Raw genomic sequence first — 12,557 nt, 5'->3', positions numbered from 1 at the left:
ACAAGGATGGTGAATATATTTAAAGGCGTTTTTACACAAATAGTTTTAACCCTGCTAAAAGGAAAAAACCGGCCGTTTTACGGGCCGGTTCCGGGTTTCAAGGCTAACAAACAAGACCTGTATGTTCTAATGTTACGCTCTTCACAAATGCATCAATTTGGGCGGTAGTAATGTTGGGCATACAAATAATATGCGAGTACCCATTCTCCGTTGCCAATTGCCATTGTTGTATAACTTCAATAGATGGACTAGGAAAGACCACCGTAATACTATTTTCATTTCTCCATGCCTCTACCCCGTTTTCACGTAATTGCTCCACGGCGTAAGCGGCCATTCGCAAACTATGCTCGGCCCTTGCTTTCAAACCCGCTTCTCCCATTCTTTGAATGGCATACCATAAGAACAAGGGGCTATGACCGTTTCGTGAACCGGTAATGGTTGTATCCATGCTACCGATATAGGCAACGGAACGAGCAATACGGTCGCGGTTCGATTTCTTCGCAATTACTACCCCGCAAGGGATCGGTGAGCCAATGAATTTATGCCCACTAATCGCAATACTATCGGCACCATCGGCAAAATCGAATGCAGGGCGTGGTTCAATAAAAGCACTATAACTGCCGCTAAGGGCACCATCTACGTGAATGTAGTGGTTGCGCACGGCCATATCTTTTAAGATGGATTTGATTTGACGAACATCGTCGCGGGCTTCGGTCATGGTAGTACCGATATTAGCGAGGATAATCACGGGCATATGCCTGTTAATGCGGATGGCATTTTGCAGATCTTCATAATCCATTTCGCCATTTTCTTGGGAACGGATGATGATGTTGGGCATATTAAGCAGGTGCAAGTTTTTCTGCACGCTGTAGTGGGTAGATTCGGAATAATATACCATACCATTGGGGTATAGCTCCCGCGCGAGGTACAGGCCATAAAGATTCCCTTCGGAACCTCCGTTCGTTACATAGCCCCACCAATTATGCGCTTCCGCACGAAATAGCTTCGCAAAAAATGCCACCACTTCTCTTTCCATTTCGCGGGAGCCCACGTTGTACGTCGACGACACAAACGGATCGCCCAAGTTATTCATCGGGAATTGTAAAAAAGGCAACAACGGCGTATAGTCAAAGTCCTTCGATACCGGGTATCCTAGGAAATTGTGTGTACTTGATCTTACTTGTTGCAATAAATCCTCTAATTGTTTGGCAGCTTCGCCAGGCAACAAATATTGATGCATACTTTGGAATAGTTACTTAAGACTGCTAAACTAGGAATTTTAGTGTTTCATGACTGCCATTACACCTAAATTAGAAAACAAGCACTGTAAATGGATAAATAATAGGATATTTACACTAACCAAAGCAATGAAAGCATGTTGAACCAGGATAATTCATCTACCCTGTTGCATGATCTCGATAAAATAGATCGCCGCATTTTACAAGTTATGCAAGCGGATGCGAAGTTGAATACGAAGGAGATTGCTCACCGGGTGGGGCTTTCCATTACGCCAACATACGAGCGTATTAAGAAGATAGAAAAAATGGGGCTCATCAAATCGCAAGTTACCCTGCTCGATCGCCAGAAAGTAGGTAAAACCTTGATTGCCTTTTGTAGTGTATCGTTACAACTACATTCCCTCGCGCATATTAAAAACTTTGAAGCTGCTATTGCCAAACTCCATGAAGTGATGGAATGCTACCACGTAGCTGGGAACTATGATTACTTACTCAAAGTGGTGGTGAATGACATGAATAAATACCAGCAATTTCTTACGTATAAATTAGCCACGATAGAGAACATAGCACAAGTACATAGCTCTTTTGTTATGACGGAAACTAAACACACAACGGCTTTCCAGTTAGACGAAGTTTGATAAGCAGCCAAGTGTGCCTACACTTAGCTGCTTGACCAAATAATTAAATCGACATCAATAATTTATAACGGTACTTCCCGCTAAATGCTTCTTCCATTTTCACCACGGTGCGGGTTTTCTGGTCAATCCACCAAGTGCATGTATACTTCATTTGAGGCATGGCGGTTGTCAGTTTCCAGCAACGCAGTTTTGTACCTTGGGTGGAGGTTAATGTTTCTTCAGCCGGCACGTTATATAAGTAGAATTGTGGCTTTTGTGGCGAACCGGGGTGATAAAAATTTACAGCAAATGTTTTTCCTACTTTCAAGGGTAGTTGAACGAAGGTTTCCATATCCAGCTCCCAGTTGAACGTAGGTTCGGAGGTATTCAGAGTAAACCCTTTGTTTGTTAATTTCTCGTCGTTAGGGGCTGCAATTTTGCCCGGTGTAAACTCGAATTTCTCTGTACGTCCTACTCCTTTTTTGTTCTGCGAAATGGCTTCGTGGTAGATAGGCAGAAAGGTTTTCGCATCGCAATAAGACACTATAATACGTTGGGAATTCATGGTATCGATATTATACCAATGTTGCTTTACTACGAAGGCCTTTTTACCGTTCACCTCCTCGATATTCGTAGTACGCTCCCAAATGCTGGCACCTATTTTAGCACCACTGGTACTGTCTTCCATGTAAACGAGGTACTTGGTGTTACCGGGTTTTAAATATTGGGGTAACAACTGTCCTACCCGAATAGTATCTACTTGCGCTGATAATTGCGCGCTACATAGCATCATGGCGCACGCCACTGCTAACCTAGAGAATGGTTTCATGAGAGAATGAATAAATGTTGGGTAAAATAAAATCGAGGAGAGAACATAAATATACGTTACAAAATTGGGCTACTGGTGGAATTGGGTTTGGTGGTATTTATTTTATTTGTGTGGTTGAAGAGAAATGTGGTATTATTGAGGAAGCCCCTATTTATACATCATGATGAGTTTACCCATTCACCATATCATTCAAACATTTGTACAGCAACCGCGAAAGCTATTTATCTTGGATGCTATCGGCGCTTTATTAACGGCTGTATTACTTGTGCTGTTTGGGATGTATTTCCATCGCTTCATTGGTTTACCGGTACATATTCTACAAGGATTATCGCTGGTGGCTATCGCTATTTGTATTTACTCGGGTATATGTAGTATATGCCTGCGGGATCATTGGCGTGGTTTTATAAAAGCCATGATTATTGGGAATTTGGCGTATTGTGGATTAACAGCTTGGATCGTGGCGTATTACATAGGGGATTTAACTGGTTGGGGGTTGGTTTATTTTATGGGGGAAATAGGCGTGATTGGGATGTTGGTGTGGTTGGAGGTGCGGGTGATGAGGGAGGTTATTGCCTTTAAATAGTGCTGGTAAAAGGGAAAAGCATGTTACGGGAAACCATAAATATTTGCTTTAACAGGCAAATATATTTGTGATGAAATAATTACTTATTAAACCCATTCATCAACAAAAATCTATGGAATACAAAGTCATCCCATTTGTCGCTTCTATTAATCCTTCCAATGGTACTTCCAACCACGTGGCGGACCAATTACAAGAGTTAATTGATAATCAAGCAGTACAAGGTTGGGAATATATAAGGCTAGAAAGCGTATCTACATATGTTCAACCTACAGCGGGTTGCTTTGGTTTTGGAGCTACCCAAGGATATACTACACAAAGACAAATGGTTGTATTTACTAGAAAATGAAACAACTCATCTTGTTAGCCATACGGCTTTATTGGGTGATTATTCCCGCTGCTAAAAGAAGGAAATGTGTATTCAATATATCCTGTTCAAAATATGTTTACCAGGCAACTTCCGTCAATGGATTTCACGCCGGTGTACGCGCGTTTAAATATCGCTTTCAAAATTGCCGAAGTGGCTGTGAAATCTTTAACAATCCCATTAATGGCCATACCCAAATGCTTTTACCTTGTGGCGATATAATTGACGAGCAAGAGGTTTCAGCATGGTATTTAAGGAGTATTGATCTACAAAAATAATCGTTCCCTTTCTAAGAGACACTGTCATTCCTAAGAAATGACGGTGTCTTTTTTATCAACTTAATTAGATGACTTCAATCTAGGGCTTTCGTATTGACGAAAACTGTGAGATATTAGAAGTTGAACGCGTTTGAACAATTTAATTCAAATACGGTTAATAATTTATAATGAAGTTGTTATCCCACATTGACTACCTACTAGACAGCTAATTCTGTACGAGTAAGTAGCAGCATCTAAGCAGCACATCTTACATCATCAATACATATGTAGCAATAAATCTTGCTTCAAGAAAGTATTACTTTCTTTCGAGGCTGAGGATCCTAAGCATATACGTCTCATCACTTCTTGTAAACAATTATTTACTTCATAAACGTTTTCAATTATGAGATGCAAGCGTATTTTATTTGTATGCACCATGCTATTGATAGGTATAGCAACAGTTTACGCGCAAAAAAAACCGAACATACTTGTTATTTTTGGTGATGACATAGGCCAGTTTAACATAAGTGCCTATTCTTTTGGCGTGGTGGGCTACCAAACCCCTAATTTGGATAGGCTGGCAAGAGAAGGACTAATGTTTACCGATTATTATGCAGAAAATAGTTGTACTGCTGGGCGGGCCACCTTTATTACTGGTCAATCAGCGAAAAGAACGGGGTTATCGAAAGTGGGTATCCCGGGAGCGCCGGTAGGCTTACAAGACCGAGATATCACAATTGCGCAGGCATTGAAACCGCTTGGCTATATGTGTGGCCAGTTTGGCAAAAACCATTTGGGTGATAAAGACGAGTATTTACCCACTCGGCATGGATTTGATGAGTTTTTTGGCAACCTCTATCACTTAAATGCAGAAGAAGAGCCAGAACATCCAACATGGCCTAAAGATGATCCTGCCTTCACTAAAGCAAATACGCCGAGAGGTGTCATTCGTAGTACTGCCGATGGCAAGGTGGAAGATACCGGTCCGCTCACCATTAAACGAATGGAAACAGTTGACGATGAAACAACGGGGGCCTGTATAGACTGGATTAAACAACAAGTACAACAAGGCAAACCATTCTTTTCTTGGATGAACTTTACTAGGATGCACTTTAAAACACATGTTCGTCCGTCTATGCTAGGACGTGCGGGCATGCCAGGTAATTTTTATGCGGATGGTATGTTAGAATTAGATGACAACGTGGGTAAATTACTGAAGCTTTTAGATGATCTAAAAATAGCAGACAATACGATTGTGATTTTCACGACAGATAATGGTCCTAATCAATTTAGTTGGCCAGATGCGGCGACCACACCGTTCAGAAGTGAAAAAAATACTAACTGGGAAGGGGCATACCGTGTTCCTGCCTTTATTCGTTGGCCTGGTCATATAAAACCCGGTGTTACCAACCAAATTTTTTCAGGTCTCGATTGGTTTCCTACATTGCTAGCGGCCGCCGGCAATAACAATATCAAACAAGATTTATTGAAAGGATCGAATGTAGGAGGAAAAAGTTATAAAGTACATCTTGACGGTTATAATCAACTTGATTTTATTACGGGTAAGACTGATAAGAGCTTTAGAAAGGAATTCATCTATATCAATGACGATGCTCAACTTGTTGCCATTAGGTACGGCGATTGGAAAGTAGTATTCAGGGAGCAATCTGCCCCTGCGGGTTTCAATGTATGGAAGGATCCTTTTATAACCTACCGGGTACCTAAACTATTTAATTTACGCATGGACCCCATGGAAAGAGCCGACCAAGCATCTGACATGTATTATGCATGGCTGGTTGATAATGATTATTTAATAGGACAAGGTAGCTTTCATGCGATAGAATTCCTTGAAACATTTAGGAATTACCCGCCTTCCCAATTACCGGCTAGCTTCGCTCCCGATGGTGTAGAGGCAGAAATAGATAGGATTAATTCTAGTAGATTGAAAGTGAATGCACCTGGTTCTGGTATGAAACAGTGATGGAAATTAAGTTCAACGTCATTCACCTCTCACCTTATAGCTTTAGAAAGTAAAGCACGTGAAGAATGATTACACTATTAGAAATAAGCGGCAATAAACTGGACAAACAGGTTTTAACTTGTTTGTCCAGTGATGTGCCAAAGACTGGATTCGAACCACCATATTTCATAAGGTTGGTAACACCTTTTCATTCCCTCCTATTTCCCCAACAACTTCTTCACAACAGGCAATAATCCCGCTGCAATACGTTCCATTCCAACATCTGTAGGATGTATACCATCTACAGTTCCTTCATGATCCGTTCCAATGAAACCATCTGCTTTACAGTAGGTAATTCCTTTTACACCGGCTTTCTGTAAGGTTTGAAATGCTTTGGTTAATTCTGTTCTTTTCTTTTGTACAATGGGGTGAATGGCTTTATTGAAATAGCCTGTTTCATATAAGAATCCTTCTACTAAAAGAATGGGGGTATTAGGCTTTTTAGCACGAATTTGCTTTACTAAAGCGATTGTTCTTTCATAAATCACATCGGCGGCAGCATTCGGGTTGCAATCTACGATGTACAAGGCCGCATCAATTTCCGTCATAGCTTCGCCAATCGGGGCTTCAATCATCCCGTTGCCGCTGAAACCTAGGTTAATAAGCGGTGTTTGCACTTTCCGGGAAAGAATGCTTGTAAATGCCATGCCTGTTCTGCTGGCACAACCACCTTGGGCAATGCTAGAGCCGTAATACACAATAGGTTTAGGAGCCATCATAACAGGCGAAGTGGTTTTCTCAATCTTAGCACCTTTGTTCACGCCAATGCTCACAGAATCTACGCCATCGTATAAGGGCAAATAAAGCATGTATTCGCGCATAGTAGTATCGGCATTGCTGAGGATCACGCGTTCGTTGTTGTGCGTATCGTTCGGGATGGCGCTGTTGACGAATTGCCATTGGTTACCCACTAAAGCATATAAGTCCAAGCCTTTGATACCTGTGTAGGCCATGTGATTCATGCGGGCATTGTTTTTTAATTTCCATTTCGCGCCGATGGTGCTGGCATTACTACGGAAACGTACGGCAATACCTGCACTGTGTAAGCTTAACGACCATACCTCTTTGCGTACTTTGTCTTTGTACTGTGCCGGTAAACGGTTGTAATTAGGTTCTTTGTGATATTTATTGATCACTTGTAAGTTGGCTGCATCTACAAAAGTTAAGGTAGATAACGTAGAATCGGGTTTCGTTTGTGCTTGCAAGAACAAGGCGTTCAGGCTACACAATAGTAAGCATAGTAATCTTTTCATGTTGATCGAACATTCATTTCGCACAATATATTTCGCTCAACATTCAAAACATAATTTCACACGCATTATTTCAAACGATTGCCTCAAACTCGCTACAGCAAAGCAACCTATTTCAATTTTATGGGTATCGTCTTTTTCATTTTCTTGCCGGTTATATGTTTCCATTCGATATACAATTGATTATTCTTCACGAACGAAACACTATCTATGGTGGCGTACGGGGCAGTGCCGGGGAAATAAGGTAAGAGTATTTGCATTTGCTTGCCGGTGATGTAGTTTTCAACCGTGGCAAGTGCTTTATCTTTTACGCGGTTGCTACTATAGCAAATAAGCGATTGATCGGGATTATACGACAAGGGAAACAAGTAATGCTTACTTTTCGACAGTTTCTCTAAGGGCAATATATACGCAAATGTGCAGGCGCTACCACAATCGCCTTCAATACAAATAGCTGCTGCATTTTGCCAACGCACTGTAGGCAAGCCTTTGGGCATAGGCCCCAGCGTGTCTTGCCCTACGGGGTTGTCGGCGTTGCGGCCCCAAGTAAGCAGGTATTTACCATTGGGCACTTTCTCGTAGAAAAGAAAAGCGCTATCATTATATAATAGCGTATCGGGTACTAATACATTCTCTTGTTCTACTGCTTGTTTCGATGCATTATTCTTACAAGCGCTCATCAAATAACAACATGCCAGGAGTAACAGTAAGCCTTTCATACGTTCAAGTTTTAAGGATAGCTTCGGTTATAGTTAACAAATTCGGCCCGTGGTGGTTCCGGGGAAAAAGGTTAAATTTGAATATAATTTCTTCGTATCAAAAATGGAACCATATTCCATCATTCTATTTGACGGCGTCTGTAACCTATGCAACAGTAGTGTTTTGTTCGTTTTAAAACGCGATCCACGCAACCGTTTCAGGTTTGCCGCATTACAGTCAGACATTGGCCAACAACTAATTGCCCAACACTTACCTACAGGGGAAGTATTACCCGATTCAATTGTATTAATTGAAGGAGGACGCTTGTATGTAAAAAGTACAGCTGCATTAAAGATTGCCCGTAAATTGCCCGGCGCATGGCCGCTCCTATATGGCTTTATGATTTTCCCTAGGTTTATACGCGATGCCGTTTATAGCTTCATTGCTAAGAATCGTTATCGATGGTTTGGGAAAAAAGATGCTTGCATGGTGCCGACTCCTGCTTTAAAAAGTAAATTCTTGTAAAGAAATTTATTCTTAGTCGCGAACACTAGTACGTTTAAAGAAGTTGATTTAGGCTTCTATACAAAGGCTACCCAAATAGCAGCCAACGAGTAGCTCTTGCTTTGTTTCAGCAGTTACAGCGCGCAACCCTCCCATTTATGATAGCATATTAACATGTCATTTTGACAAATAACCATCTATCTTCCACTCGATTTCCCCCCGTCGACACCGATCTCCCATCGATCTCTTACCGTTATTTAGCAAGGGTTTCACCGATGTTCTACCGATGGGTTACCGATGTCTCACCGAGAAAAACCTTGTATTTATCGATACTTTACCGATCTCCTACCGATGGGTTACCGATGTTTTACCGAAATGCCCCTTATTTGACGCGGGTTTTCGAAAAAAATACCGATGAACTATCGATGTTTTTCGCTAGAATGCTTTGTGGGCTTGCATTTAGCCTCAAATCGTCGATGTTTTGGGGTTAAAACGAATACAGGAAAGGATTTGAAAGAAAATTGAAAATAAAGCCCATTTTGGGCGTTTTAATGACTTTTGATTCAAATACTCAATGTAGCTAATTCATGGCAAATTTGAGGCTAAAAACACCCTTAAAACGGAAAATTAAAGAAGGGAATCAAAGATGCAAAATCGAGGAATGAAAGTGAGGTGAAAATGGAGAAATTAACACTCTGCCATCGTGACTGGTAACGGAAATAGGCGCTGGAAGATAGGGAGGAGTCGAAAATAATATTATACCATCATTCGTACATCTTAGGAAGGAATATAAAAAGCCCCTCGGTAGAGGGGCCTTTCAATTTATAGCGATAAAGCTAAGATTAGTGGTTATGACCAGCGTGATCATCTGCTTTTTCAGCAGCTGGCGCTACAGGTTGACCTTTTGTTACTTTTTGTAAGTAAACATCGAAAGTTAACACTGTGTTTGGTTTGATCATTGGCATGCTACCACGGAAACCGTAAGCCAATGGAGAAGGGATAATGATGTGCGCTTTTGTACCTTCAGTAAGACCCGCTAAACCTAAGTCCCAACCTTTGATAACATAACCCATACCTACAGGGAATTTCAATGCTTCTAACGGCATACCTGGACGCATAGACGAATCTGTGTTAGAATCGAACATTTTGCCATCTAAAGTACGGCCGGTGTAGAATACAGAAACGGTATCACCTGCAGCTGGTTTTGGACCTTTACCTTCTTCTTTGATTTCTACATAAATACCATCAGCAGTTTTAGTTGCTTTTGAGTTATTTTTCTTGATGTATTCATCAATTTCTTTTTCGTCTTTTTTCACTTGGTCGGCAGTAGAGTATTTACCGGCAACAGTGAAAGTAAGATTGATTTTATCACCTTTTTTAGCAAAGAAAGGTAATTGTGGTAATGAATCCACTGGAATAGAGAACACAGCGCTATCACCTACTCTTAATGATGCTAAACCGTCCATCAAATCAAATTTGTCGGTAGATTTAACGATTGAGATAGGAATAGGTTCTGGGCTTTCTTTTCTTGAATCCAGCAACATGGAGTCATTGATTTTTTGGTTGATGTACATTAAAGCTGTATCACCCACTTTCAATTGTTCGCCGTCGCCAGATTTCAAAATGGTATATTCGAAACCGCCAGAAGTTTTACCTTTTTTGCCTCTCGAACCACCACAACTAACTACAGTAATTCCGAGTGCCACGGCAGCTACGAGTAAGAGATGTTTCTTTTTCATTTGATTATATTATGTGAATAGATCCTATTGTAATGCGTCTTCATTTTCCTCGATCGCTTTCACGAAACGGTTGAAGGTTACCTCCAACGAGTCGGAACTCCTCCCCCCGGAAGCGTTGAAATGGCCGCCGCCTTCGAAATATTTCCTAGCAAAAGTGTTCACATCGAAGTTACCTTTTGAACGGAACGATAGCTTCACTTCCACGTTGCGATCGATGATCAGCGCCGCTAATTTAATACCTTGGATGGATAAAAGGAAATTTACTAAGCCTTCTGTATCCCCTGTTTGTAAATCGAACTTTTTCAAGTCGGTATAAGGGATGGCCATCACGGCAGTATTGTACTCGTAAAACACGTCCATCCTATTCAGCAAGCTATGCCCAATAAAGCGTAAACGGTTCTCTAAGAAGTTATCGTAAATATTCTGGTGAATAATTTCGTGTTTGAGGCCTTTATCCATTAAGTCTGCTATCATGCGGTGCACGCGTGCAGAGGTGGAGGCAAAACGGAAGGAACCGGTGTCGGTCATGGTACCTGCATACAAGCACTGGGCAATGGCTTCATTGATCAAATCCGTATCGCCTAATTTCACGATGGTTTCGAAGATCAACTGGGCGGTAGCCGCAGCTGTGGTATCGCTTACACCGTAATCGAAGCTGGGTTGTGGTTCGAGGTGATGGTCAATAAGAATTTTCACAGCTTTCAGATCTTCTAAGATCGGCGCCATGTTCTTCGTACGGCCCATGTGGTTAAAGTCTAAACAGAACAATAAATCCACGTGCTGCAATGCTGCCATAGATTTTTCGTGCATCGACTCAAAATCTAATACCAATTCGCTACTAGGCATCCACTTCAAGAAATCGGGGAAATTGGTGGGCGAGATAACAGTTACATCATGACCCTTCTGGATCAAATAATGGTACAAGGCGAGCGAAGAGCCCATTGCATCAGCATCGGGCTTTTGGTGCATTGTAATAACCACTTTTTTAGGGCTACTCTCCAGTAAGGGTTTTATATCCTCAATCGGCTTCATCAAAAACTATAATATTATATTTTACAAGCTGTTACACAAAGTTCTTTCAACGTGCAAAAACGATTGCGAAGTTCTTTATTTGAACGAGATTTACAAAATTTTTTACTTCTTACTAAAATCTAATTACTTTTGCGGCCTGGAAACCAATGATTGGCACCTCTGCAAAGCTTGCGAATATAAGCAACCGGGCAACACCAAACAAGGTTTCTACTATTAAATTAACAAATACATTCTAAATTCATATGGGTAACAGAACTTTTACCATGATTAAGCCAGATGCCGTTGAAAATGGTCATATCGGTGGCATCTTAAACAAAATTACTGAAGCAGGTTTCCGCATCGTTGCGATGAAAATGACGCGTTTATCAGCTCAGAAAGCCGGCGAATTCTACGCTGTTCACGCAGAACGTCCTTTCTACGGCGAATTAGTTGAATTCATGAGCAGCGGCCACATCGTAGCAGCTATTCTTGAAAAAGACAACGCAGTAGAAGATTTCCGTAAATTGATCGGTGCTACTAACCCAGCTAACGCTGAAGAAGGTACTATCCGTAAAATCTACGCTGAATCTATCGGTCGTAACGCCGTTCACGGTTCAGATTCTGATGAAAACGCTCAAATTGAAGGCGATTTCTTCTTCTCTGGTTTAGAGAAATTCTAATCCTAAGAGGTATACGATATAAAAAAGAGGGTGGCAGAAATGCACCCTCTTTTTTTTGGGACTCACAATGGAATATCTTTTAAGCTACATGCATATTGCGATGCTTCGTCCACGTTAGGTCGTTCACGTCGTACCCCAAACTGCTAGCTTTCAATAAAAACGATTGTTTCACATGCTTCGGAATTCGCTTGTTCCGCGATAAGATCCACATGTAGTTCTTATCATCTCCCACCACCAAAGCATGCTGGTAATCTGCATCGATAGCGATGACGTTATAACCATTCCAAATAGGCCCCCAGAACGACACTTTCAAGCGTGCCTCATGCGGGTCGCCTACAAATTTTGCTTTACCAACGCTTTCTAACCACTTGCCTTTCTTGTAGTTAAAGCCTTTATTATCAACTACTACCTGGCCTTTTTCGTCTAAGGAATAATGAGCAGTCACATTACTTAGGTTCCGCTCAAACTTGTAATCTAGCCTAGCTATTTCATACCATGTACCCAAATACTTCTCTACTTCAAAATCCTTTACCGCTTCAGCGCCTTTCGGCATCGAAACTTTGCCTGCCCGGGTATACAAATAAGCAGCCGTGGCAGCAATGGCTGCAGCAGCACCGGCGAATATTAATTTCTTATTCATAACCTTTGTTTTCTATGTTGAAACAAACGTTGTGCCGTTAGCCTACAGCGTACTTCTAGGAGAATGACAGGTTGCATTACGCCACATTCTGTAGAAATACCGGTACAATTGATGGCCATAAAAAAA

General features: G+C 41.4%; 14 protein-coding genes. 7 read left to right on the top strand and 7 right to left on the bottom strand.

Annotated elements, in window-relative coordinates:
• Positions 1-103: 103 nt before the first annotated feature.
• Positions 104-1,240, bottom strand: coding sequence for a histidine decarboxylase (locus LX64_RS09330; RefSeq protein WP_111597370.1), 1,137 nt, complete (start codon positions 1,238-1,240; stop codon positions 104-106).
• 135 nt (positions 1,241-1,375) lie between these two features.
• On the opposite strand from LX64_RS09330, the gene LX64_RS09325 reads away from it, so the two are divergent.
• The gene (locus LX64_RS09325) at positions 1,376-1,876 is read left to right on the top strand and encodes an Lrp/AsnC family transcriptional regulator (RefSeq protein WP_211324783.1); all 501 of its coding nucleotides are present in this window, start codon (positions 1,376-1,378) and stop codon (positions 1,874-1,876) included.
• A 43-nt stretch (positions 1,877-1,919) separates the two neighbouring features.
• Here LX64_RS09325 and LX64_RS09320 read toward each other — a convergent pair whose 3' ends face one another.
• Complete coding sequence (locus LX64_RS09320; RefSeq protein ID WP_111597369.1) at positions 1,920-2,684, bottom strand: DUF3108 domain-containing protein; 765 nt, start codon at positions 2,682-2,684, stop codon at positions 1,920-1,922.
• Positions 2,685-2,844: 160 nt separating this feature from the next.
• Here LX64_RS09320 and LX64_RS09315 point away from each other — a divergent pair, with 160 nt between their 5' ends.
• The 4 genes from LX64_RS09315 to LX64_RS09300 all read left to right on the top strand — a co-directional run bounded on the left by LX64_RS09315 (position 2,845) and on the right by LX64_RS09300 (position 5,869).
• Positions 2,845-3,267 carry a hypothetical protein gene (locus tag LX64_RS09315; RefSeq protein ID WP_111597368.1) on the top strand — a complete coding sequence of 141 codons (423 nt, stop codon included), beginning with the start codon at positions 2,845-2,847 and terminating at the stop codon, positions 3,265-3,267.
• A gap of 112 nt (positions 3,268-3,379) precedes the next feature.
• Complete coding sequence (locus tag LX64_RS09310) at positions 3,380-3,613, top strand: DUF4177 domain-containing protein (protein ID WP_111597367.1); 234 nt, start codon at positions 3,380-3,382, stop codon at positions 3,611-3,613.
• Positions 3,610-3,909, top strand: coding sequence for a membrane protein insertion efficiency factor YidD (gene yidD, locus LX64_RS26480; protein ID WP_111597366.1), 300 nt, complete (start codon positions 3,610-3,612; stop codon positions 3,907-3,909). Before LX64_RS09310 ends, yidD begins: the two co-directional genes overlap by 4 nt.
• Positions 3,910-4,291: 382 nt before the next feature.
• Positions 4,292-5,869: an arylsulfatase gene (locus LX64_RS09300; protein ID WP_111597365.1), complete on the top strand. Its 1,578-nt coding sequence runs from the start codon at positions 4,292-4,294 to the stop codon at positions 5,867-5,869.
• Positions 5,870-6,066: 197 nt separating this feature from the next.
• Here LX64_RS09300 and LX64_RS09295 read toward each other — a convergent pair whose 3' ends face one another.
• Entirely contained in the window at positions 6,067-7,161 is a 1,095-nt protein-coding gene (locus tag LX64_RS09295) for an SGNH/GDSL hydrolase family protein (RefSeq protein ID WP_111597364.1), read from the bottom strand.
• Between the two features lie 107 nt (positions 7,162-7,268).
• Entirely contained in the window at positions 7,269-7,877 is a 609-nt protein-coding gene (locus LX64_RS09290) for a hypothetical protein (protein ID WP_148707261.1), read from the bottom strand.
• A gap of 103 nt (positions 7,878-7,980) precedes the next feature.
• Here LX64_RS09290 and LX64_RS09285 point away from each other — a divergent pair, with 103 nt between their 5' ends.
• Positions 7,981-8,382 carry a thiol-disulfide oxidoreductase DCC family protein gene (locus tag LX64_RS09285; RefSeq protein WP_111597362.1) on the top strand — a complete coding sequence of 134 codons (402 nt, stop codon included), beginning with the start codon at positions 7,981-7,983 and terminating at the stop codon, positions 8,380-8,382.
• Positions 8,383-9,203: 821 nt separating this feature from the next.
• On the opposite strand, the gene LX64_RS09280 is transcribed toward LX64_RS09285, so the two are convergent.
• A complete protein-coding gene (locus LX64_RS09280) occupies positions 9,204-10,100 on the bottom strand; it encodes an FKBP-type peptidyl-prolyl cis-trans isomerase (RefSeq protein WP_111597361.1) in 897 nt (298 codons plus the stop codon).
• Between the two features lie 24 nt (positions 10,101-10,124).
• A complete protein-coding gene (locus tag LX64_RS09275; RefSeq protein ID WP_111597360.1) occupies positions 10,125-11,132 on the bottom strand; it encodes a DHH family phosphoesterase in 1,008 nt (335 codons plus the stop codon).
• 242 nt (positions 11,133-11,374) lie between these two features.
• Between LX64_RS09275 and LX64_RS09270 the strand changes: the two genes are divergently transcribed.
• A complete protein-coding gene (locus LX64_RS09270) occupies positions 11,375-11,791 on the top strand; it encodes a nucleoside-diphosphate kinase (protein ID WP_111597359.1) in 417 nt (138 codons plus the stop codon).
• A gap of 79 nt (positions 11,792-11,870) precedes the next feature.
• Here the strand turns inward: LX64_RS09270 and LX64_RS09265 are convergent, their stop codons facing one another.
• A complete protein-coding gene (locus tag LX64_RS09265) occupies positions 11,871-12,431 on the bottom strand; it encodes a lipocalin family protein (protein ID WP_111597358.1) in 561 nt (186 codons plus the stop codon).
• Positions 12,432-12,557 lie beyond the last annotated feature (126 nt).

Origin of the sequence: Chitinophaga skermanii (assembly GCF_003259335.1) — a bacterium.
In the GTDB taxonomy this organism is placed as follows: domain Bacteria; phylum Bacteroidota; class Bacteroidia; order Chitinophagales; family Chitinophagaceae; genus Chitinophaga; species Chitinophaga skermanii.
The sequence above is the reverse complement of the archived record's forward strand: the minus strand, read 5'-3'. Positions and strand labels throughout refer to the sequence as shown.